A 23171-nucleotide genomic window follows, 5' to 3' on the forward strand; every position below is an offset into this window, starting at 1 on the left:
CGTCTATGTCGTTTTCATGCGCTGGAAGCCGCAGAAACACAGGCGTTTTCAGCCCTTAACATTCCACTTGCCACCCCATGTTTTGCGCCTTATCGCTCCTGCTCCCGCGCCCTGCTTTGGGACGGGTAAAGAATACTATCGACGTTCTTTTTGACAACGCCGTATTCCTGCATTTGCTTCTTGGCTTGCCGATAATCTTCATACAATTTGGTTTTCCTGTCGTTTAAGCTTCTATACTCCTTGCGCAGCGCGGCGAGATCGGGCAGCTTCTTTATCTGCATTTTTTCCCTTGTCCTGTCCCGGTACGACGACGGATAGCCCATGCTCTTTACATATCCTGTCGCTGGTGCGCCGGATAAAGTGATAGCTTTGCTTGTTGGAATGGTACTTTTTGTAGTCAACGAAGCTAACCGCGTTGAAAATCAAGTGATTATGCAGATGGTCTTTATCGACGTGAGTTGTCAAAACAAACTCATACTTGCCGCCTAATACCGCCCCGGCAAGTTCCATGCCGATTTTGTGCGCTTCTTCCGGTGTGGTTTCTCCCACCGCAAAGGATTGTATCAAGTGCCGCCCTAAATGTGTGCCGCGATCTCCGGCAGCTTCCCGCGTCCATGCAAACTCAATATCGGCGGTTTCCAGCCCGCAGCCGAAAGAGGACGCAAGCAGCTTCCCGTCTGTCTTTTCGGGATTTAAGATATAGTCTATCGCAGCCTTTAAGGTTGATTTAATAGGGTGCGTCTTTGTAACCGCCATATCTCGTCCACCGCCTTTTTAATGTCCTCTATATCCTGCCTGTAAACCGTCCCCGTCGCATTGGCGCGTTTTGCAATTTGGTTGATGTTCCGGCTCACCGCTTGCAGTTCCCGGATATATGCTTTTGTGTCGCTTCGGTCAACGACAAGAATATACCCGTCTATCGCCATTTTACGGAAGTATGCCCCATACTGCTTTATGGGAAGCTGCTTCATCTTCTCGTCGATCAGCCGCTTTTCTTCTTCCGTAACGTAAAACTTCATCTGTATATTTCTCTTTCGGTTTTCCATTTCCGCACCGCCTTTCGGTATAAGGGTTTGGGATTATCCCAACAAGCATTTTCCGCAAACGGGTACTCGTTTGCTGTGCTTGCTATCTACTCCATACCCCCACCGAAAGGCGGTATTTGTTGCGCGTTCCTTTGATTTTGGACGCAAAAAAAGATTGCAGCCGCCATGCGCTGCAATCTCCCGATTTCTCATATTGTGAGGTTAATCCTCTGCTTTTTCGACTTCCGTTATCTCCCTTGCTGTTGCGGTTACAATCCGTATGCCTTTATCGCTCATACCGTCCAGCAGCGCGTCAAGCTGCCGCCGCCCGGTGGATTTCTCCGCATTGCTGTTCGGGAAGAAAAATTGATCTACCGAAATATGATACCGGGTTACAAGGTCATAGAATACCTGTAAACTCGGCTGTTGTCCCTTGTTCTCGATATTCGCAAGGTAGCGCGGGGAAATATATAACTCGTCGCTTACCTTTTTGCGGCTCTCGCCGTATTCATTTCTCGCGGCTTTTATAGCTGCCCCGAAAGCCTTAAAGTCGTACAATGGTACGGGTCTTTTTGCCATTTTCATTCACCCTGTTACATTTTACAGTTCACCTTTCTTTTTGGATATGTCCACACAATTCATATCATTAGGTTAAATACTTCCTGTTGTGTATTGACAGTAGACTGATTTTCTGATAAAATAAAATTTATGTAAAAGGAGGTGGCGTTTATGTTGCATAGCATGCGTATTAGATAAGCATTGAAAAAAAGGATTTTCCCATTTTCAACATGGGCTTTTTTGTCATGCTTATTTTGCGGATGCTATACAAAAAACTAACGACGTATAGATATAGTATAGACATAGTGCAAGCTATGCCTTAGTTTTGTTGTACTGCTCTGTGCATTATAAATGCAGGTCAATGCTCATGTTGAGGATTGACCTGCATTTTTTTGTGTAAAAAGGACGAGTGAAATATAATGCTTAAAAAATATTGGATAAAATGTCCGATTTGTAACGGAAAGACGAGAGTTCAAGTATTTCATAATACTGTATTAAAAGATTTTCCTCTTTTCTGCCCTAAATGCAAATTGACGCATATCATTGATGTAGAAAAATTAGAGATTGTAATCAAAAATACAGAAAAACAAACTTTTATTATTTAGAAGAAAGGATATAAAAATGAAACGTTTACCTAAATATACGCCTGCGGAAGTACGGAATGATCCATACGGATTTACTTACAAAGAAATGTCGGAAGTTATTGGCGAGAATGAAGCAAAAGCCTTATATGAAGAATTATATAAGCAATTACCACGCAAAAAAAATCTATCAATGTTGGTAAAAAATATTTGCAAAAGCAGTGATACTGAAAAGTATGTTTACGAACTGAAAGACAACAAATACATTGAAACGGTTTTTATCAAGCGGCGAGATGGTGGAACTGTTTGCGTGAGCACACAAGTCGGTTGTCCTGTTGGTTGTATTTTTTGTGAGTCCGGGCGAAATGGCTTTGTTCGTAATCTAACATCGTCAGAAATCGTACAACAGATTATATTGTTGCGTCGAAAAGTAAACCGTATCGTTTTTATGGGTATGGGAGAGCCTTTATTCAATTATGACAACTTGATAAAAGCAATCCATATTCTCCGAGATAGATATGGGCTCAACTTTCCAACCGACGGCATTACCATATCAACAGTTGGTCCGGTCGATCAATTAAAAAAATTGCGCGAGGAACATCTTAAAATTCAGTTGACAATATCTTTACACGCAGCAACACAATCTGCAAGAAATCGTATTATTCCTCACATGCGCATATATGCTATTGAAGATGTTGTTAAGCAAGCCTTATCCTATTCTGAAAGGCATAATCGCAAAATTGTCTTTGCGTATTTGCTTTTACCGGGTATAAATGACCGGCCCTCAGATGTAAGACAACTTGCAAAATGGTTTCGGGGCAAAAAAGTTATGATTAACGTGTTACAATACAACCCAACAAGCAATTCAAGAATTAAAGCACCACAGAAACGGGAAATAGTTGCATTCAAACATCAATTAGAGCAAGCAGGACTTGAAGTTACTATGAGAGTTTCTCATGGCAGAGAGATTAACGCGGCTTGTGGACAGTTAGCTAACACATATAATAAATTCAAAAAAAAATGATTAAAAGTGCCAGACGCATAGACGCAGAGCCGATAACGCATTAGGTCAAAAAACCTATGTGTTATCGGCTTTTTTATTTAATATTGCGCAAAAGCCGCTGTTCCCTATTATAGAATGGATTGCGGGTAGTGTATTAAAGTCGCCCTTTTTTAAGGATACGGCGGTATCGGGGAGGTATCGCCGTGTCCATTTTTATTTACTGTAACCCGCCTAATGCTTTGCGGTCAAAAAAAGCTATGCTCCGCAAGCGGGATATTCCGGCTATGAATGTGAACTGTCAATACATTTAGCTACTGCTTACATTTCCTTTGCGCCCGTCCGCGTCTTGCGGACGGGCGCATTTTGCTTTTTTCAACTTTTTTCTGAAAAGCGCACTCAAGAGCCATCTCCCGAACGGGTACGGAGCGAAAGGGGCAGAGAGGACAAGCCCTTAACTCCCGTCCTCTACTCCACGCGGGAAGGAGGTGAACTCTATGGAGCTATCTTCTTCCGACAAGGAAAGAATACAACATCAGTACGACGCATTAGCAAAGAAAACTTTGGTCGGCGAAGCGAAAAGCCACCGCCGCACTCTTGCGAAACGCGCAGCACGCGAAGTTACTTTTTCGGATTTGAGCGAAAGCGAACTCGCGCAGCTTTTCACAACGGACGAATACGAAAGCGATTATTTCCGTTTTCAAGTGTCCGGCTTTGATGTACTCGTCAAAAATGAACTGCTTGCCGAAGCCCTTAACGCTTTGCCCGAAAGGAAACGCGACATTATCCTTTTGTCCTACTTCTTGGATATGAGCGACGCGGAAATTGGCGAACTGCTGAATGTTGTACGCACGACGGTTTTCCGGCACAGGAAATCCGCGCTTGCGAAAATCAAACAGTATTTGGAGGGAAAAGCAGATGATGAATACCGTTAGGAAGTCTGAAAATCTGTTGCCGTTCCCTGTCATTTCCGCAGCGGCAAACGGCGACACAACCGCCATGTGCGCGATCTTGAAGCACTACGAGGGTTACATAGCGAAACTTTGTACCCGCACGCTGAAAGACGACGCGGGCAATACCTATTCCTATGTGGACGAGGAAATGCGTAACAGGCTGCAAGTGCGCCTTATTACCCGCACCCTTGCTTTTCATGTAGGATAATCTTTTAGCCCATGCGGGGAGCGTGTCCCCTTTCCACGCTTCCCGTTATGGGCTATTTGTCGTTCCGCAAAAGCATATCCGCTGTTGATGTGCTTTTGCAGGCCGACAAAGCCTATTGTTCTTTGACAAAGAAAGCGGCCTTTGGTGCGCAGCATAACAGGCAAACGGGTACATTCCGTCTGTACCGAGCCAGTCGGCGGGTACGCCATGACAGCTTTTCCCCATAGGGGAAAAGCCGAGCGAGAACTACCGCGCCGTAAAACAGGTTTAGCAGCTTGTGGGCGACGACATACAAGGCGGCACAATGATACTCCCGCGTTGAACACCCTCAAAGTATTGCGCGGCGCACCCATAAGCATGGGCCGGGGTGAAACTCCCGTGAGGTTGCAGCTAACAACCGCCCGTTTTTGCCTTTTGACGAATATAGTTTATCCATACAGGAAAAGGAGGTTTTTCTAATGGATAAAAAACAGACAATTACAACCGAACGCAAAATAGGGAAAATCACCTATCTTGTTCAAGCGTTGCCGAGTGAAAAGGCAACCGATACAATCCATAAAAAGATTGAGAAACTCATTGTAAAGGATTTGCAGAAAAAGCCCGGAAATCCGGGATTTTTAGCGTCCGAGTAGTGCATTAGGCGGCGGGATATGGTATAATGATAGCAACACATTATACCTGTTTATTCGGCTGTCGGAAAGGAGGACTAATGTTACAGTCGAATAAAATCACCGCCCTTTACTGCCGTTTAAGTCAAGAGGATATGCAAGCCGGAGAAAGCGGAAGCATACAGCACCAAAAAATGATACTTCAACGCTATGCGGACGAACACCATTTTTTGAACACAAAGTTTTTTGTGGACGACGGATTTTCCGGCGTGAGTTTTGAGCGCGAGGGGCTGCAAGCGATGTTGCAGGAAGTGGAAGCCGGACGAGTGGCGACGGTCATTACCAAAGACCTTTCCCGTCTTGGCAGAAACTATCTGAAAACGGGCGAACTCATAGAGATTGTATTTCCCGAAAACGGAGTACGCTATATCGCGATCAACGACGGAGTTGACACAGCGCGGGAGGATAACGAGTTTACCCCCTTGCGGAACTGGTTTAACGAGTTTTACGCCCGCGACACAAGCAAGAAAATCCGCGCAGTTAAACAGGCACAGGCGCAAAAAGGCGAGCGCGTCAACGGGGAATATCCATACGGCTATATCCCAGACCCGAACAACCGCCACCACCTTATACCCGACCCGGAAACCGCGCCGATTGTCAAACAGGTTTTCGCTATGTTTGTTAGCGGCGTGCGTATGTGCGAAATCCAAAAATGGCTTGCGGAAAACAAAGTCTTGACGATTGGAGCGTTGCGCTATCAGCGTACAGGACAGGCGCGGTATCAGCGGGCAATGATCGCCCCCTATACTTGGCCGGACAAAACGCTCTATGACATATTAGCAAGGCAGGAATATTTAGGGCATACCATAACCGCGAAAACTCACAAGGTATCCTACAAGTCGAAAAAGACCCGGAAGAACGAAGAAGAACAACGCTATTTCTTCCCAAACACCCATGAGCCGCTTGTTGACGAGGAAACCTTTGAACTTGCGCAAAAGCGGATTGCTACCCGCCACCGCCCGACAAAAGCAGCGGAGATTGATATTTTTTCCGGCTTGCTGTTTTGCGCTGGTTGCAGACATAAGATGTATTACCAACAGGGCGTAAATATCGAGCCGCGCAAGTTTTCCTATTCTTGCGGCGCATGGCGCAACAGGGCAAGGACAGGCAGCGAGTGTACCTCTCATTATATCCGCAAAAACGTACTTCTTGATTTAGTGCTGGAAGATATGCGGCGGGTTTTGCGGTATGTTAAGGAACACGAACAGGACTTTATCTGTAAAGCTACCGAGTACGGCGACATGGAAGCGAGAAAGGCATTAGCGCAGCAGCAAAAGGAACTTTTCAAAGCACAGGCGCGTATGACCGAACTTGACACGCTTTTCCGCAAGCTGTATGAGGACAACGCATTAGGCAGACTGACAGATGAACGGTTTGTGTTTCTAACTTCCGGCTATGAGGACGAAAAGAAATCCCTTGCCGCAAGGATAGACGAGTTACAACAGCAGATCGCAACCGTTACCGAGCGAAAAAGGGATATATCAAGGTTTATTCAGATTGTCGGGAAATACAGCGACATACAGGAATTGACCTATGAAAACGTCCATGAGTTTATCGACCGTATTTTGATACATGAATTAGACCGGGAAACCAACACCCGGAAAATCGAAATCCATTATAGCTTTGTCGGACAGGTTGATACCGAGCAGGAGCCGACGCAAGTTGTCAACCATGACCGCCGCAACATGGTAGATGTAAAAAGTATCGCTATCTAACCCCAGCAAAATTCACACCCGAAAAACCATCGTCCGTAAAATGTCGAATGTTACCGAACCCATTTCTACGAGCATAATCTTCCAAGTATTTCTTCTGATTGATGATTGAATTTGACTCGCCAGTAAGGTCATCGTCCCTTGATAATCGCTCATAGAGGGCTGTAATCTTTGAAGTCCTTGACATTCTCTTAACCTCCTTTCGTTATGTATTCTTGCAATTTAAAAAAGACGATTATCATCGTTTTAAAAAAGTATAGCCCTCCGGTGTAAATTTTACGATACTTATTGTCGTTTCAAAAACATATTCCCCAACTACTTTTTTACTAAAAAAAGCCTAGAAGAGACATTTTCTCTTCTAAGCCTTATTACTTTATCACAGAATACTTTTTGCTTTCATTTTTCCTCATGGTCATGAGATATTTTTCGCTTAAATTGTGTCTTATGAATCATCCAACTTCTCTTCACGTGCTATTTGAATTGTTTCTAATGCTTTCTGAATTCGTTCCTTTGCATAAGGAGGTCTTAAATTCAATGATAACCGTCCCTTTTGGATTATATAGGTTTCACTTCCTTCTTTTGTTGAGTTGCTTAGATAGCAGCATTCCGGATATCTCTCTGCAAAATTCTTTAATCGTTTCTGTAATCCCTGATTAAATGTATAGACACTGTAATATCGATCTTCTTCATTTGTCAGGATAATCGTTTCTTTTTCATACTTTGACAGTTTCATAGCATCTATCCTCTCCTCCTTTCCATATCCTGCTCCAAATATCTCGGTACCGGTTTTCCAGATTTCACAGCGATTGCAATCTGTTTTTCCCGTAATCTCTTGATCACCGACTCTCTTTTCTTTGGTTTCTTTTTTGAGGATTGTTCTGGTCTCTGTACCGGCTTTCTTTCCACTCTTTTCCCTTCTGCACTTTTCAGATTGTTTACCTGCCCATCCACCATATTATAATTTCCTTCTGTTCCGGATTCCCAGCTTCTCTCATAAGTCCCATTCTCAAAAAATTTCTGATAATGTTCCAGCCTGTCTCTATTTTTTTGATGTTTCTGTTCCCTTTGTTCCGGTGCTTTCATAAGCTCATGGAGTTTCTGTTTGGTTTTTTCATCAAATCCATTCTGACATTCCTCCATGATCATCTTTCCATAACTGTCTAGGATGATATAGGCAACCTGTCTGTGATATTCCTGATGCTCCATGAGATAAAACTGTTTTCCATCAATAATGATATCATCCGTAGCCATCCAGTTTCCCGGCTTGCCACTAATGCGATAATTTTCCGTATCCAACGTGACCAATGTACCTGACGGGTTTAATCGGATGAACCCTGATAAAAGCTGTGGATAGTCTTCATTGACATAATAACAATGAATTTCCCCATTCTGATTCAGTACAAGCACATCACTGACTTCACAGGACTCTTTCATGCGTTTCCATAAAGCAATTGCACTCTCCCCCGGCAATAATGGTCTGAGATTTATCTGTCGGTAATGTTCAATCCGTATCGCAAGTTTCCTGCTTACCGCTTCCTGATAGGAAAGGTGCCAAAGGTCTCTCCCTTCCGAATTACGGTCTACTCGGTAAACTGCAAATTGATCATTCTTCATAAGCATCATCCTCCAGGTTATTCAGATAACGATTCAAATCCAAGGAATAATAATATTTATCTTCTATCATCTGTAACTTACTGATCGCAGATGCAATGGTTTCCAGCAGATCGTCTTCCAATGGATCTTCTTTCGTTTCTTCCAATACCTCTAAAGTGTCTTTCAAAATATCTATCGTATCTTTTCTAGTGTTTTCCTGGAAAAGAGCCACAACCGCCAATTCATCTTCTTCAAATGTTACTTTACTCATAAGCTCATATCCTCCCTTCTTTTTTGAGATTTGGTTTTCTGTATCTCTCCTTTTTCTTCTTTTGGTCTGGTTTTCTCTACATTCAGAGACTTTTCTTCGATATATTGTTCTACACGTTTCAAAGCTTCCTGCACCAACTTATTTTCTTTATAGAATGGTATGGAATCTAAGATCTCTCTTTGTGATCTTCCGGCAACCATCAGATCCATCATTCCGTCATAATCGCTTCCTTCCTGCAGGTTAAATCCAACAGACTTGATCCCATTCATCCGTTCTGCCGGTATCTTCTCATACGCTTCTAAAGCTTCCGGCAAAGTAAGATCATGATGAACTTCTCCTAATACCGGAAACTCTGAACATTCTGCCGCATAGAAGCTGATACAGCTCGTTTGCTCTAAGACATCCTTTTTCTGAATGTCACTTTCCATTCCAAGTATCTTTTTTCTCTCTTCCACAAAATCCGGAAGTTCCTGGAAGCCAAAGCGATCCACAAAATATGCTTTCATATCCCCATTCTGATTCATAATCACAACATCACTGACAGACAGGGAGTGTACCTTATAATCTGCCGGTGGATCATCATTAAAAATACTGTAAATCGCATTCATATCTTCATTTGGCAGATACAGGCTGGAATAAACACATCGATACTGATCAGCAGTTACCGTGATCCCTTTTTTCTGCAAGTCTTCCATTCCTACAAATAATTGATCTTTTCCAGAGCCATTTTCATCTAAATGATAAATTGAGAGTCTGCATTCTTTTCTTGTAAACATCATTTCTTCAAAACTCTGTTCAAACCGTTCCGGATAGATTACTCGCTCTACACGTTCTTTCTGGATTGGATCTCCTTTTTCTATGATTGCATCTACCCATCGTTCCACTTCATTCCAGGATTTTGCAAATAAATGTCCCTGCATCCTATGAGTGCCGTCCGGAATAAACTGCAGATGTTGGGAATTGCTTTCTTCTTTTGCAAAACGGTATCCGGCAGCTTCTACTGCAGCAAGTAATTTCTCTTGTTTCTGTTCCAGCATCATTTCTATTTTTTCTGTCAGTTCATCGATCATTTCTCCGGCCGTCTTACGGATCACATCCATAGATGCTTTCAATTCTCTCATTTCTTTTCCACTGCTCCAACCTGCAATATACGGAAAACTGTATTCTGACGTATCCAGTTCAAAGGCAGAGCACACACAATACGCGACTGACTCTGCTTCCACTTCTTTTGTCAGCCGGTCCTTCTCGATGCCCTGGTTTTCCATGATCTCCTTATCATGTAACCTTGCATGTGCGGTTTCATGGATCGCTGTTTTTAAGGTCTGGCTCTGGCTCATTTCTTTTTTGATCACGATCTCTTTATCCAGGTTGTGATAATAACCGTTTGCAGATCCTTCGATCGCATCGAATCGTATCGGCACTGGTGAGATTTCCCGGATTGCTTCCAGGAATAAATCAAAATCTTCTACTGCCGCTGTCAAGATTTCCGGAGCAAGTGTCTGGATCGGCTCTCCTGTGGTCTGTTCAATATCAAATACTGTGATGGCCTTGAAACACGGAAGTGTGACCTCCACCTCTTCCGTCTTTGGTTTTCCATCCGGACCGATGACTGGTTTCTGATCCTGATCCAATACTGCCTGCTCCTTTTTCCTTTTGATCGGCGCCGGTGCGATAATGGTGATTCCCTTCTCCCCTTTTTTTACCTGTCTGCCCATAGACTGCCAGTTCCGATATCCCGTTACTAGGGTGGCATCCGGTCTTTGCATGGCGATCAACAGCGTATTATTAAAAGAATAATTATGGAATTTTGACATGGTTTTCAAATATTCCTGATACCGTTCACTGGTAAATAATTCTGCGACTCCTGTTTCCAGGTTTTGCATGATACTGTCCATATCTTTCCCTTGTATGGGAAGTAATTTGGTTTTTGTCAATTCTTCGCTCATTCATTTCCTCTCTTTCTCTTTTAAAAAATCCCCCATACAGCCGTGTGTATGAGGGATTCCCATTTTATCGTTATACGGACTCTACACTTCTATAATTCCATCTCATGTTTCTTAGCTTTCGGCTGCTTCATACTCTGCTCTTTTCCGGTATATTCATTTTTATCGAGCTGAGCTGCCTTTTCTTTCTGACGCTCTTCAAATTTATCTGCCCTTTCAAATACCCGGTCTTTCACATCATAATGATAGACATGATCGGAAAGTCGTTCTTCCGGAGCGACTTCATTTTCATTGATCGTCTGGACCATATCCTCCAGAACCCGGTAATCAAATGCTCCATTATCCGGAATGACTAATGTTTCATGAGTGGAAGAAGGCAGAATAAAAAAGTTTCCCTGAAAGCCTTCCCCGATCTGATCCATTACTTCCGGATAAAAAATCACACCTGCTCCACCTACTGTCTGTGAGTTCGTTACAATAAACATCGGATTCTCACTTCCCATTCCATTTGAGATAACTTCTGCAATATTCTGAACAGATTCATCTTTCAGAATTGTTTCTGGTCCCATTCCCATAAGCTGCTCAATCATACTTCCCATTACCATCACATGGATGGGTCTGACATTCGGACTGTTTTCCATAGCATCTGCATGAAGCTGTTCCTCACTGATCCCATAACGCTTTAAAATATCATTCGTGATCGTCGTAGAACCCACCCCAATATCATCAATGCGGATGGCAAGATGATAGGTAATTGCCAGATCTTCTCTCATCTGGTGAGGTACGTTCTGCAGCATTTCTTCATTTTTTTCTGCCGAAGATACGCGGATGAACAGCTTCTTCTTTGCATTCTCATATTCTGTAATGCTCTTCGGATTAAACTGCTCCGGTACATCAAGCACCAGTTCCGTAATGCTTCTCAAAATGCTTCCCATAGAAACCTCTGGATCTGACTGATACATTTTGTACAATTGATTCAGATTAAAAGTGGGAGCGATTACCTGATTTTCTTTTAAGACCGTAATTCCGAGATAATTCTCATTTAATTTCTTTACCTCTTCGATTCTTACCTGTGCATCTTCATATTCAATCGGAAGAAACTGTTTGATTCTTCCCTTTACTTCGTCAACAAATTGATTAAATTCCATATTTTATTCCTCCTATTTTCTCTTATTTTTCTTCATTGTTTTTCTTTTCGGGAAAGATAACGAAAATGTCACTCTCCCGTTTTCATCGACTTCCATATGCAGATCTGCTTCAAAATACAGATCTTTCTTTCTGGAATATAGATCCTTCACATGAACACTTCCATTCTTCAGAAGCTCAGCAGCCATCCTGACATCCATATCCTTTTCCATACTCTGTAAATACTTGTTTTCTTTCCAGAGACAGAAATTACATTCACGGTTGCCGCAATAGAAATTTTTCTTTCCTTCATAGACCAGACCGCCACAGACCGGACAGGTTCCCACGCTCTCTTTTTTCTGGAACCTTCGTGTCTCTTCTTCCGGAATGGAGTCACAATGATTTAACATCATGGAAATCAGTTTTTCGATACCTGTCATAAACTGCCCAGGAGCCATCTTTCCCTGCTCCATCTCTAACAGTTGGTTTTCCCATTCGGCTGTCATGGTGGCAGACTTCAAGAAATCCGGTAAGATATCGATCAATACTTTTCCGTCCTCTGTCGGAAGGATCTGTTTACCTTTTCGTACCGCATACTGGGAAGCGATCAGTTTTTCTATGATTCCTGCTCTTGTTGCCGGAGTGCCCAGCCCTTTCTTCTCGGTATCTTCCTCAAATTCTTTATTTCCAGCGGTTTCCATAGCTGCAAGCAGGGTATCCTCACTATACGGTTTCGGTGGTGCTGTAAAATGTTCCGTCTTTGCTGCGGATACGTTGTAAAACTTATGATTTACTTCTACTTTGGGAATGCGGTCCTTCCCTGCATCCGCCGGGTTTTCTATAGCAAGTCCATCCTCATTCTTAAAGCATTCCTCATACAGTTTCCAACCGATCTGTTTGATCACTTTTCCTTTTGCTTTAAATATTTCATCCTGACATCGTACTTCCACCTCTGTCTCCATGAATACATGATCTTCTTCCATTGCTTCTACGGTATGTACTGCGATCAGGAATAAAATCTTCTGTTCCCATTCTCTTAGCTTAGAGAAGTCAAATTCTGCAAGTTCTACCGTAGGAATGATTGCATGATGATCCGATACTTTCTTGTCATTCAGTACCTTCTTTACCTCCGGTGTTTTTGGCTGGTCAAACGGTCCCAGCAATTGATATTTTTCATGGATCTTACGGATCACGTGTTTCGCTGTTTCTTCCATATCACTTGTCAAATACTGGCTGTCTGTACGCGGATAAGTGATCAGCTTCTGCTCATATAGGCTCTGCGCCGCATTTAATGTCTGCTGAGCAGTCATTCCATAGATACGGTTCGCCTCTCTCTGTAGGGTTGTCAGGTCATACAGTTTCGGCGGTTTTACCGTCTTTTCCTTTGACTCCACCTTTTCCACAATCGCATCACTGCCCTGACAGGTTTTCCACATTCTTTCTGCTTCTTCCACATCGAAGATTTTCTTCTTCTCTGCGATCAGTCCATCAAAATCCAAAACTACATTAAAATATTTTTCTTTTTTGAAACCTGAAATCTGATTCTGTCTTTCGACAAGCATGGCAAGTGTCGGCGTCTGCACGCGTCCTACTGTCAGCTTTTTAAAATATTTTGTTGTGTAAGCTCTTGTCGCATTCATACCGACAAGCCAGTCTGCCTGTGCCCGGCAAACCGCCGCTTCTGCCAGATTATGATAGGTTTCTCCAGCTTTCAGATGTTCCATCCCTTCTAAGATCGAAGAACTTTCCAATGAACTGATCCATAATCTCTTGACCGGCTTTTTACTTCCGGACAGATCATATACATGCTTAAAGATAAGTTCTCCTTCCCGTCCGGCGTCACAGGCATTTACCACAAACTCGATATCCGGGCGGTTCAGCAGCTTTTTCAAAATATAGAACTGTTCTTTCTTATCTTTGGATACTGCTAGTTTCCATTCTTCTGGGATGATTGGAAGATCCTCATACAGCCATCTGGTGAACCTTTCATCATAAGAATCCGGTGAAACATATTCTGCAAGATGGCCAAAACACCAACTGACAATGCAGCCCTTTCCTTCCAGATACCCTTCTTCTTTTTTTGATGCCCCGATCACTTCTGCAATCGCTTTGGACACGCTTGGTTTTTCTGCAATTACTAAATACATAACTTATTACCTCCTTCATATAACGAAAGGAAACGCCCCAAAAATACAGGGCGTTCCACTCATTTTTTTTATTTTTTATTCATTTTCTTCTTCCCGGTCTTCAAATTCATCCTCATTGATGATTTCCAAGCCATCACTTGTTTCCAGTCCTTCCTCTTCAAAATCATCTTCTTCCTCTTTCTTTGGCTTATAGATCTTGAAGTAGTAATAAGCTGCAACTCCACCTAACGCAAGAATAAGGATTGCTGCCATTGCTCCCATATTCGCTTGTGGCATCTTCTCTTTTTCTGGCTTTGCTATCTCTTCTTTTTTATCGGTTTCTTCGGTTTTATTTTCATCGATGACTACCTGCGGAGTGGGTGTGACAGTTGCCGGCTCTTTTTCCTGATCCACAAATTCCTTCAGATCATTTTCATCTACCTGAGATAACAGATATACATTCTGGGAGGTAGAACTGCGGTCAATCACAAGATAAAAGGTATTGTTATTCTTTGTTGTGATCGTAAGGAATTCTTTACTGGATCCATTCTGGATATCATCCTGGACTTCCCCATTTCCCGGTTCTGTAAAAGCATCTTCTTTCTTCTCTGTTTTATTATTTTCCGGCAGAACCCCCTCATCTGCCGGCTTTTCTGTTTCTTTATTCTGTACCGTCTCCGTCTGTGCCGCTTCTGTATTTGTCGTCTCTGCCGACGGATCCACATATGCAAAGGCTGTTGTGGATGCAGAAAAAAGCACCATAACGCCTAACAATACTCCTGCCACTTTCTTATTCAGTTTTTTCCATTTCACCATACGGATGTCCCTCCTCTTTCTTTTCTGTAAATACAAAGGAGCCTGTTCCTTCTTCCTCAGACTCCTGGCTGACCTGAAATTTTACGGTTCCTTCCTGGATTCCATTCAGAAGATCATGCAGGGCATGACTGTCTAATTTCATTCCACGGATGCTTTTGATCATCTCATTATCTTCTTCCTGTTTTAAAGCAGCATGAAGTCCTTTGAGATACTGCTGAAGATCAGCGATCTTCTGTTCTGTCTTATGGATCTCCTCCATATATTTCTTGATTTTTTTATTCAAATCTTTCACTCTCCTTTTCTTATGGCAATCTGCCAAAACACATAAAATGTTGCTGCCAGTATGCTGTACCGATATTGGAATAATGGATCGGATCTCCACAATGGATCATCATGTTATTTCCCACATAGATACCCACATGGCTTGCTCCTGGCGTACTATACGTTCCCTGGAAAAAGATCAGATCTCCCGGCTTTGCATCGCCCGGAGAAACAAACGTACAACTGTTTCGCAATCCCTCTGCAGTCTGTCTTCCCAGGTTCCATCCGTTTCCACAATGATTGATCACATAGGATACAAATCCGGAACAGTCAAATCCAGAAGGGGAATATCCTCCCCATACATACGGGACTCCCAGATATTTCTCAGCTTCCCGGATCATCCGGGCAAATTCTTCATCTTGTAATGCTTCCGGCGGTATCTCATAACTCATTCCGTCCGAACCGGAGCCTGTGGAGATATTTCCTATATCCCACAAGTAATTTCTGTTTCCATAGGTGGTATTCAAAGCATTGTATAGGATCATCTGTTCTTCATTCAGATTAGCTCTTGCGACTGCATCAAATCCCGTATTCCCTAATGTCACATACAAGATCTTCTTCGTTGTCGTATTCGTTACTGTCACTTCATTGCTTCCGTTACTATCCGCAATAAACGCTTCCCAGGTCTTATGACCATGTGCGGATGCTGCGCTATGATTATCATAGTAAACATCGAACTGCACTCCATATCTTGCAAAGGCTCCCGTATCCTCTACGGTATATTCCACGCCATTCATCACAATCTTTGTTCCCATCGGAACAAATGGATCAGAAGCATCTACCGCGATCGTATGGTTTGCGGTTGGATAAACGCCACTCGCTGTAGGACCGCCTGACCATTGCCCGCAACAGATCGAACAATTACAGTAACCGCTGGTAACTACGTTCCCTAAGGATTCCCCTACCCGTACTGTCTTCGTTTCTGTCACGGTTTCTGTTTTGCTTTCTGTATCCAAGCTGTACTGTGCTTCAAATAAAGCCTGTAATTCATCCTTGATGTCTTCAAATTTCCAATCCCCATATTTTGCTGTCAGATAGGAGATCAGATGATACGGATTATGAGCGATCTCGCCTACGTTGTACTGGTATTCGTCATAGTCCGGATGAGTGGTTTCCATCTCATTGATCTGCTGGTTCAAAGCTATTTCCAAAGAAACATAGTAGTTCTCAGCTGCATAGATATCTTCATCTGTTCCCGGATATGTGGTGATCTCGATCACAGAGCCTCCCCCTTGTATGGAAGCGCTGCAGCTTCCCAAAGATACTGCCACGATCAGAAATAAAAGCACAAAAATACCGGCGCCGAAAAATACAGCCCGATTCCGCTTCACAATCTCTTTTAATGCGATCTTCGCTTTCACGGTTATATTCTCAACGCCGGCAACAGTTGCCGCCCCGCCTGCACTGCCTGCAGATTTTCCTGTTCTGGCAGCCCGATAGGCATCCTTATATCGTTTTCTCTGGAAAAAGCGGTTCAAAACCCTTTTCTTCTCTTCCGACTTTTTGGCCGTTTCCTCCGCCCCTGCTTTCCCCATGCTGTCACTCATACCAAATTTTAACTTTTCTCCGGTTTCATCCAGATGATATCCTCTCCGGTTTGCCTTTACATCTGCACGCTGGCTCCGATGCTGTGCATAGCGCAGACCTCTTATTGCTGTTTCGGTCCCTCTTTCTGCAAACTGAACCGTTTCCGTTGCAACATCCTGTTCCTCTTCTTCTGGATCCGATACCCCTTTTGAAACTGCATCTCTTACCGCATACCTTCCAATGGTCCTGCCCGGTTTCATCCCCGGGCCTTTTACCATCTGATTTTCCTCATCATCAAAGGATAATCTTCCGGATTTTGTCTGCTCTTTTCTCATCTGTTTTTGGATCTGCTTTTTCCGGATCTTTTTCTTCTGTCCTGTCAAGGAGTCATCTTCCGGTATCTGTGCATGTTCCCGAAACTTTTTCTTGTATTTGGGGGATTCTCCAAAAACGTTTTTCTCTCCAGTTCCTTCTCCATCTAACACAGATTCTTCTAAAATAGGTTCTTCAGATATTGCTTCTTTTCGCAAAGAGGATTTTCGGATCTGCTTTTTTTGCAGATTCCGTTCCTCTCCTTGTCCATCCGACTGCTGGGCTTTCTTCTTTTCCCGGTCAAAAACAAAGTCCTGTTTCATTTCCGGCGGTCTGCCCCGGCTTTTATGGCTGATATCTTTTACGGAACCATCTGCCAGATTTTCTTCCGTCAGACCGTCTCTTGTCATTTTACTTACAACTTTCTCTCTTCCTTTCAGTTCTTTCCCTGCCAAGATTTCCGCCTCCTTCCTTTTCTCTTTGTTCCACTTCTTCCGGCTTTGTTGTCATCAGAGAATATAACTTCAGGGACTTATCAAACTTATCCTTAAACGGAATGATCGTTGTCCCATAAAAGAGAAGTCCTTCTCCTTCCCCGGAATTCGTAACATAAGACAACTGATACGGTGAGATATTTAATTGTTTTGCCAGGATCTGCCGGTCACCTGCAGCCTGATTTAACATCAAAATAAAATCACTATTGTCCAAAATATTTTCAATCTCCCGGCTAGCAAGAAGGTCCTTTATATTCTGCGTGATTCCTGTCGGAATGCCCTGCCACTTCCTAAATCTCTTGAAGATCTCCACCGAATAAGATGCGGTCTGCTCTTCTTTCAGAAGAAGATGGAATTCATCGATATAGTACCAAGTAGACTTCACGCCTCGGTTGACAGTCACCCGGTTCCATACCTGATCCTGTATGATGAGCATTCCAAGCTTTTTCAACTGCTTTCCAAGCTCCTTGATATCAAAACAGACAATCCTGTTATTCAGTTCTACGTTGGTCTGGTGATTGAACACCTTCAAAGATCCGTTGACATAGATTTCCAGAGCTGTGGCAATCCTCTGTGCCTGGGGTTCTTTCTGTTTGCGGAGACAATCATACAGATCTCCAAGGATCGGCATATTTTCCGGTTTCGGATCAGAAAAATAGTTCTGATATACAAGCGGAAGGCATCGGTCAATGACAGACTTTTCTTCTGCTTCAATTCCATCCCGGCTTCCCATGATCAATTCACAAAGGGATAAAATAAAGTCAGATTTTACTCCCAGCGGATTATCATCCTCAGAATAATTCATGTTGATATCCATCGGATTGATGTAATCCTTACTGTTTGGGGAAATATGGATGACCTGTCCTCCCAAAGCATGGACCAACGGATAATACTCACCTTCCGGATCTCCAATGATAATGTCATCATTGGTTGTAAAAAATACATTCGTCATTTCCCTTTTTGCTGCAAAGGATTTTCCTGAACCGGGTGTACCGAGGATCAGGCCATTAGGGTTTTTCGACTTCTTTCTATCTACCATAATCAGATTATTGCTGGTAGCGTTCAGTCCATAATACAAAGAATCGCCGCCCATAAATAATTCCTGTGTGGTAAATGGTACAAAAATCGCTGTACTGGTCGTTGTCAGCGCTCTTTTTATCGGAATATGGCTAACCCCAAGGGGAAGGCTGCTCATCAAGCCTTCTTCCTGCTGATAATCCAGACGCTTTAACATACAATTATATTTCTGTGCGATACCGGCTGTCTGAAAGATCGCATTATCCAATTCCTGCTTGCTTTTTGCGGTATTTAAAAAGAGCGCTGTTACAAGGAACATACGCTCATTTCGTGACTGCAGATCTTCCAAAAGCCGTTTTGCTTCCCCTCCATAGGTATTCAGATCCGACGGAATGATATCCATATCGTACCCTGCTCTTACTGCTTTTTTCTGCTCTTCAATTTTCATTCTGTTGATATCCGTTACTTTACTTTTTACCAGCTTGATCGCTTTCATCTGATCCACAGACTGAATATGCAGATTTACGATCAAGTCCTTATCAATATCCAAAAACTCTGCCAGCATCTTGTCTGTCAGCTCCGGAGCCAGAATCTGTAAATAAGAAACCGCCCCCATCGTATTTCCCATCTGGAAGGTCTTCCCTTCCTTAAAGACAAAACTGGTAGGCGCTACATAATCTTTTGTGTTTAAACCAGTTTTAATCATAGAACCATAATCAAACTGGAAATCCACCGTAGAATCCGGATTAAAGGTTTCATACAAAATCCGTAATCGTTCTTCCCCATTCAGAGGATACGCCATCACACCAAGGATCTTAAAGTTATTTAGGATATCGGATTCGATACGCTCCAGCTTCGGTTTTGCTTCCCGGATATTTTCCGCTTCAATGGAAAAGGTGATGTATTTCGTTTTCACCAAACCATTGTTTCCTCTTGCAAGCTGTTTTTTCAGCATATTGGCATATTCCATACGGATATCATCATAAGCATCTCCCTGTGGACTGATCTTGATCACCTGCTCAAACTCCTTCATGCTGCTCTTATGATTGATAAAACTGAGCTGAAAATGTATGCTGCTGTCAAAATAGTTCAGGAAATCACACCAGTTTTCAAAGATCGCATTCTTGTCTTCATTCTGCGCCAACTGGTAGTTGATATCGTAAAACCGGATACATTTGGAATAGACATTTCCCTGCACCCTGCAAATACCATCCCTTCCCATTTCTTTGTAGGCAATGGTCTGTTGAACGGTAAGTTTCTTTACATCTTTTTTTCCATTCTTCTTTTTATTTGCGGCCTTTTTTCTTTTTCTTACCACCACTATTTCCCCCTTTCCTTTCTTCCTTTCTCATCGTTTTCTGATCTTCTCCATCTGGATCCGATTCATAATAGTTTTCAGTTTCATATTTTCTGACAGATGGCCGGATAAATTTCACCCGGATCACATGCATCAATACGTCTTCCAGATGCATTCCATCTTTCTCATACATGGCAAACAAAAAGGCCGGCAGCATCATAAGTACCATAAGGACTGCAGCATTATTGATTCCAAGAGCATTTCTAAAGAGAAAATAACAGGGAATTCCCATAGCTGCTCCAATGCCAATACAGATCAATTGCCTTTTCGTAAGATTAAATGCCACTTTATTTTTTACCTTCGTTAAATCTTTCGGCACACTCACATACGCCATGTGTTTCACTTCCTTTCTTTTTAATGTGCATTAAAGATTGACTTACTAAGTGATCCTGTCTTGAACAGACTGAAACATAAGATCACCGTATATGCCATTACACCAAATAATGAGGAACTCAGATTATCTGAAAACTGGATGCCGGCCACTAATACTGCATAAATAGCAACACATACCATCATCAGAAATGCCTGGAATGCCAGGGCAAAGAGTCCTCTGAAATAATTCGTTCCGATCTGTCCCCACTCTCTGTTGCTCATCGTTGCGAATGGGATCGGTGCAACTGAGGTATAAAGGTAAATTTCTATCATACGGACATACAAGATAACCGTAATGAGTACAGACATGATCTTCATACAGAAACTTACGATCAAAGTTTCCAATGCCAATATCACAAGTTCTCCGATCTCCATGCTTTCTAATGTAGCAGATAAATCTGTGATCGCAGAGCTGATATCAATGGATGTATCTCCTGAAACCAGCCCTGCCGCCGAGTTTACGACGTTTTGTCCTACATCAAAGACCGCCATCGTAATGGTAAACGTATTGCTTACCAGATAAACGGCAATCCACATTTTTACAAAATACTTAAAGAACATCCATGTATCAATATCATGCATATTATTTCGCTCTGTCAGCATGGAGATCAGTTCATAACACAGTACAAATGTTATGATGATACCTGCAATCGGCATGATGACTGAATTTGACAGTCCTTCGATCATACTAAAGATACTGCCATTCCATCCTTGTGGCGTCTGTCCAACCTGGCCCGCAATCTCACTTGTCTTCTGATTGACATCCGTAAACATACGGTCCAGGTTAGAACTGATCATACCTGTTAGAAGTTCCCTCATCCATTCCTCAATCGCATCAAAAATTTGATTGAACATGGATCTCTACTCCTTTCCTTTAACCAAATAATCCACTCAAAAGCGGAATCAACTGTGTACCGATCAGGATCACACCACCGCCACTCATAAGCTGCTTAATTCCCTGTGATTTTGCGCCCGGATTATCATTTCCGTAACCTTCCATCAGGTTGATAACTCCCCAGACACCAAGACCTGCACCAATCGCTACGACTAATGTCTGTAAGATTGTAATTGCACTTCCGAAAAATCCCATATTCTTTTCTGAATAAACGCTGTTTCTATGGTCTGTCAGCGTTTCCTCTCTCCTTTCCCTATTATTCAGACCTCTTTTTTTACCTGTTTTATTTGCAAGGTGATCTTATTTTTATCTTCACTTTTTTCTCCTTTCTGCCTGATCATCAGGACCTTTTCTTAAAAAAACGCAAAAAAAGAGCACATAGATGGATATCTACATGCTCTAACGCTTTTTATTCTGTTTTTCTTATGAAATTTGATTTATCGTTTTTTATATGTGAATACAATTCCAATGATTGATCCCGTAAGAAGAAATGGGGCCAATCTGATAAATAAAAACTCAAAACCATGTAATAGAGTACCTACGATTGCCAACTCTGGATCATTAAAATCCCAAGTCAAATATTCACCATTCATAGCAGCAAAAGCAATAAAAATTATTGTAATAATTGCACATAATGAAATAAGCAAATAACGGACTGTATGAACTCTCATAGAACTTCTTTTAGCAAGTTGAAGATTGATAACTTCAAGCTTCTCTGAAATGCTCTTCATATTTTCTTTATCCAAACATTCTTCCTGTACAGTTTCCCCAAGTAAGGTGCTTACAGATGTATCTAATTCCTCTGCTAATGAAATAATCATACTTGAATCAGGAACGGATAATCCTTTTTCCCATTTGGATATTGTTTGCCTTACTACGTTTAACCTGATAGCTAGTTCTTCTTGCGAAAGTCCTTTTGATTTTCGCAAATTTCTAATATTCTCGTTTAACATACCCTGTGCCTCCTTTGTTTTGATACAATCATTAAATATCAAAACAACCATTGCCACAAGCAACGCAAATTAACATCTCCCATTATTGCATCAAATTCATATTTTTCAGTTCTACAAACTGCAATTTATCTTAGAAATTACAGCGATGTTATTTTGATAAACTTTCAAGAATTGAAATATCATGCTTATCTTTATCTCTTAATTCATAACCTGAATGGAAAACTTTTTGGCCTTTTAAAGATATACAAGGAATTGTTTTGCCTTCAAAAAAAACACTACCAAAGTAATCTTTTTCAAACTCATACCATCCACCCTCTAAATCAGCTTGTTTTGAAGTTCCGTCCTCATTTAAAACGAACGGGTGAATGTCTAAGTAACCAAGTTCATCACTATATAACTCTATTCTAACCGGTTTCCAGTCTGTATCAATTTTATAGCCCAGATTCAAAAGCACATTTAACAATTTTTCCGTATGTTGAGCATCAAAATTTATATCTATATCTCTATGAATTCTTGTTTGTTTACCAGCTAAAATATCTACACCCCATCCGCCATCCAACCAGTATGTAATTCCAGTATTTTCGAATAATTCTATTACTTTCATTAAATCTTCTTTTGTTGTTATTTCTTTTCTACCCATACAAAGTCTCCTTTACAACTTCTATATAATTGTTTAGTTAAGTCAATATCAATATCTAATTGCCAAGGCTCAAAATCAAAAATCATGGTCATCACACTCCTTTTTAAAATTCCAATTTGTTATTCTCATTTTACCATACTGCTCCTGTGTTTTCTATACTTATTAGATGAGGACAATCAGTTTTTATCTGACTGCCCTCATCGTTATTAAAAACTTTATCTTTCCATATTGAGTTCTGCAAACTGAAATTTGTCTTTGCGTGTATCTCCTCCTCAAACTGAAACCTGCTTGACTTTATCGTAAGCCTGAGTAAATTATAAAAACGCCAAATAAAAATACTAATAAAGCAACAACCTCTATACGAAAATCAAAGCATTTGAAAACCTCATTTCCATATTTTTCATTCTTAAATACAGAAATTTCTTTTCCAACCTTCCTCTTTCCCAATGATAAAAAGAAACAACCATGTGCAGTATAATACTTTTTGTTTTTAATCTTCACTATATAAGCATGCTTTTTAACATTAACACCACCTACTGAATAACCAGCATTTTGTTCTACAATGTCGATTATTTTCCCTTTGCATTTTTCGCCAGTAAAAACAACCCTATATTTTAGATATAGAACTAATAGCGATGTGATTATAAAAATACTCCCTAAAAGCCACATTTAATACACTCCTATAATTAAATCTTATTCTTATT

General features: G+C 41.8%; 25 protein-coding genes and 2 pseudogenes. 7 read left to right on the forward strand and 20 right to left on the reverse strand.

What is annotated here, in order from left to right; translation table 11 throughout:
• Window positions 1–279 precede the first annotated feature (279 nt).
• The 3 genes and pseudogenes from WKT17_RS15130 to WKT17_RS15140 form a co-directional block, all read right to left on the reverse strand.
• Window positions 280–756 (reverse strand): annotated as a pseudogene (locus tag WKT17_RS15130) (relaxase/mobilization nuclease domain-containing protein); the annotation flags it as partial.
• A complete protein-coding gene (locus WKT17_RS15135) occupies window positions 717–1046 on the reverse strand; it encodes a plasmid mobilization protein (RefSeq protein ID WP_002584958.1) in 330 nt (109 codons plus the stop codon). The pseudogene WKT17_RS15130 and the gene WKT17_RS15135, both read right to left, overlap by 40 nt.
• 201 nt (window positions 1047–1247) lie before the next feature.
• Window positions 1248–1604 carry a helix-turn-helix transcriptional regulator gene (locus WKT17_RS15140; RefSeq protein ID WP_002584957.1) on the reverse strand — a complete coding sequence of 119 codons (357 nt, stop codon included), beginning with the start codon at window positions 1602–1604 and terminating at the stop codon, window positions 1248–1250.
• Between the two features lie 398 nt (window positions 1605–2002).
• Between WKT17_RS15140 and WKT17_RS15145 the strand changes: the two genes are divergently transcribed.
• The 7 genes from WKT17_RS15145 (at window position 2003) to WKT17_RS15175 (ending at window position 6708) form a co-directional block, all read left to right on the forward strand.
• The gene (locus WKT17_RS15145) at window positions 2003–2188 is read left to right on the forward strand and encodes a cysteine-rich KTR domain-containing protein (protein WP_003431289.1); all 186 of its coding nucleotides are present in this window, start codon (window positions 2003–2005) and stop codon (window positions 2186–2188) included.
• A gap of 16 nt (window positions 2189–2204) precedes the next feature.
• On the forward strand, window positions 2205–3188 hold the full coding sequence (gene rlmN / locus WKT17_RS15150; protein WP_002584956.1) for a 23S rRNA (adenine(2503)-C(2))-methyltransferase RlmN: 984 nt from the start codon (window positions 2205–2207) through the stop codon (window positions 3186–3188).
• Window positions 3189–3661: 473 nt separating this feature from the next.
• Entirely contained in the window at window positions 3662–4099 is a 438-nt protein-coding gene (locus WKT17_RS15155) for a sigma-70 family RNA polymerase sigma factor (protein WP_002604474.1), read from the forward strand.
• A complete protein-coding gene (locus tag WKT17_RS15160; protein ID WP_002604473.1) occupies window positions 4083–4325 on the forward strand; it encodes a helix-turn-helix domain-containing protein in 243 nt (80 codons plus the stop codon). Before WKT17_RS15155 ends, WKT17_RS15160 begins: the two co-directional genes overlap by 17 nt.
• An 11-nt stretch (window positions 4326–4336) precedes the next feature.
• Window positions 4337–4552 carry a hypothetical protein gene (locus tag WKT17_RS15165; protein ID WP_206671749.1) on the forward strand — a complete coding sequence of 72 codons (216 nt, stop codon included), beginning with the start codon at window positions 4337–4339 and terminating at the stop codon, window positions 4550–4552.
• A 231-nt stretch (window positions 4553–4783) separates the two neighbouring features.
• A complete protein-coding gene (locus WKT17_RS15170; RefSeq protein ID WP_002604472.1) occupies window positions 4784–4957 on the forward strand; it encodes a transposon-encoded TnpW family protein in 174 nt (57 codons plus the stop codon).
• Between the two features lie 77 nt (window positions 4958–5034).
• On the forward strand, window positions 5035–6708 hold the full coding sequence (locus WKT17_RS15175) for a recombinase family protein (RefSeq protein ID WP_002604471.1): 1674 nt from the start codon (window positions 5035–5037) through the stop codon (window positions 6706–6708).
• A gap of 7 nt (window positions 6709–6715) precedes the next feature.
• Here WKT17_RS15175 and WKT17_RS15180 read toward each other — a convergent pair.
• The 17 genes and pseudogenes from WKT17_RS15180 to WKT17_RS15260 form a co-directional block, all read right to left on the reverse strand.
• Window positions 6716–6892, reverse strand: a pseudogene (locus WKT17_RS15180) (recombinase family protein); the annotation flags it as partial.
• A 255-nt stretch (window positions 6893–7147) separates the two neighbouring features.
• Window positions 7148–7438 carry a molecular chaperone gene (locus WKT17_RS15185; protein ID WP_117468700.1) on the reverse strand — a complete coding sequence of 97 codons (291 nt, stop codon included), beginning with the start codon at window positions 7436–7438 and terminating at the stop codon, window positions 7148–7150.
• 5 nt (window positions 7439–7443) lie between these two features.
• Entirely contained in the window at window positions 7444–8319 is an 876-nt protein-coding gene (locus WKT17_RS15190; RefSeq protein WP_117468701.1) for a DUF4316 domain-containing protein, read from the reverse strand.
• Window positions 8309–8569, reverse strand: a complete 261-nt coding sequence (locus WKT17_RS15195) for a transposon-transfer assisting family protein (RefSeq protein ID WP_117468702.1) — start codon at window positions 8567–8569, stop codon at window positions 8309–8311. The genes WKT17_RS15190 and WKT17_RS15195 overlap by 11 nt, the downstream gene beginning before the upstream one ends.
• The gene (locus WKT17_RS15200; RefSeq protein WP_117468703.1) at window positions 8566–10515 is read right to left on the reverse strand and encodes a YodL domain-containing protein; all 1950 of its coding nucleotides are present in this window, start codon (window positions 10513–10515) and stop codon (window positions 8566–8568) included. The genes WKT17_RS15195 and WKT17_RS15200 overlap by 4 nt, the downstream gene beginning before the upstream one ends.
• An 89-nt stretch (window positions 10516–10604) precedes the next feature.
• Window positions 10605–11660: a DUF5688 family protein gene (locus WKT17_RS15205; protein WP_117468704.1), complete on the reverse strand. Its 1056-nt coding sequence runs from the start codon at window positions 11658–11660 to the stop codon at window positions 10605–10607.
• Between the two features lie 12 nt (window positions 11661–11672).
• Complete coding sequence (locus tag WKT17_RS15210) at window positions 11673–13784, reverse strand: DNA topoisomerase 3 (RefSeq protein WP_117468705.1); 2112 nt, start codon at window positions 13782–13784, stop codon at window positions 11673–11675.
• Window positions 13785–13859: 75 nt separating this feature from the next.
• On the reverse strand, window positions 13860–14579 hold the full coding sequence (locus tag WKT17_RS15215; protein ID WP_117468706.1) for a DUF4366 domain-containing protein: 720 nt from the start codon (window positions 14577–14579) through the stop codon (window positions 13860–13862).
• The gene (locus WKT17_RS15220) at window positions 14554–14862 is read right to left on the reverse strand and encodes a DUF4315 family protein (protein ID WP_016439433.1); all 309 of its coding nucleotides are present in this window, start codon (window positions 14860–14862) and stop codon (window positions 14554–14556) included. Before WKT17_RS15220 ends, WKT17_RS15215 begins: the two co-directional genes overlap by 26 nt.
• 19 nt (window positions 14863–14881) lie before the next feature.
• Entirely contained in the window at window positions 14882–17149 is a 2268-nt protein-coding gene (locus WKT17_RS15225; RefSeq protein WP_117468716.1) for a C40 family peptidase, read from the reverse strand.
• A 1-nt stretch (window position 17150) separates the two neighbouring features.
• Window positions 17151–19568, reverse strand: coding sequence for a VirB4-like conjugal transfer ATPase, CD1110 family (locus tag WKT17_RS15230; RefSeq protein ID WP_117468707.1), 2418 nt, complete (start codon window positions 19566–19568; stop codon window positions 17151–17153).
• Window positions 19537–19941: a PrgI family protein gene (locus WKT17_RS15235; RefSeq protein WP_054705754.1), complete on the reverse strand. Its 405-nt coding sequence runs from the start codon at window positions 19939–19941 to the stop codon at window positions 19537–19539. The genes WKT17_RS15230 and WKT17_RS15235 overlap by 32 nt, the downstream gene beginning before the upstream one ends.
• A 20-nt stretch (window positions 19942–19961) precedes the next feature.
• Window positions 19962–20834, reverse strand: coding sequence for a VirB6/TrbL-like conjugal transfer protein, CD1112 family (locus WKT17_RS15240; RefSeq protein ID WP_117468708.1), 873 nt, complete (start codon window positions 20832–20834; stop codon window positions 19962–19964).
• A gap of 19 nt (window positions 20835–20853) precedes the next feature.
• Window positions 20854–21069 (reverse strand): Maff2 family mobile element protein, encoded by a 216-nt coding sequence (locus tag WKT17_RS15245; RefSeq protein WP_009268903.1) that lies wholly within the window; start codon window positions 21067–21069, stop codon window positions 20854–20856.
• A gap of 242 nt (window positions 21070–21311) precedes the next feature.
• A complete protein-coding gene (locus WKT17_RS15250) occupies window positions 21312–21827 on the reverse strand; it encodes a helix-turn-helix domain-containing protein (protein ID WP_340273484.1) in 516 nt (171 codons plus the stop codon).
• A 148-nt stretch (window positions 21828–21975) separates the two neighbouring features.
• Window positions 21976–22467 carry a nucleotidyltransferase domain-containing protein gene (locus WKT17_RS15255; protein WP_009263190.1) on the reverse strand — a complete coding sequence of 164 codons (492 nt, stop codon included), beginning with the start codon at window positions 22465–22467 and terminating at the stop codon, window positions 21976–21978.
• A gap of 294 nt (window positions 22468–22761) precedes the next feature.
• Window positions 22762–23136 carry a hypothetical protein gene (locus WKT17_RS15260; protein ID WP_021426405.1) on the reverse strand — a complete coding sequence of 125 codons (375 nt, stop codon included), beginning with the start codon at window positions 23134–23136 and terminating at the stop codon, window positions 22762–22764.
• Between the last annotated feature and the right edge of the window lie 35 nt (window positions 23137–23171).

Source organism: Blautia sp. HCN-20427, assembly GCF_037890365.1.
Lineage (GTDB): Bacteria > Bacillota > Clostridia > Lachnospirales > Lachnospiraceae > Blautia.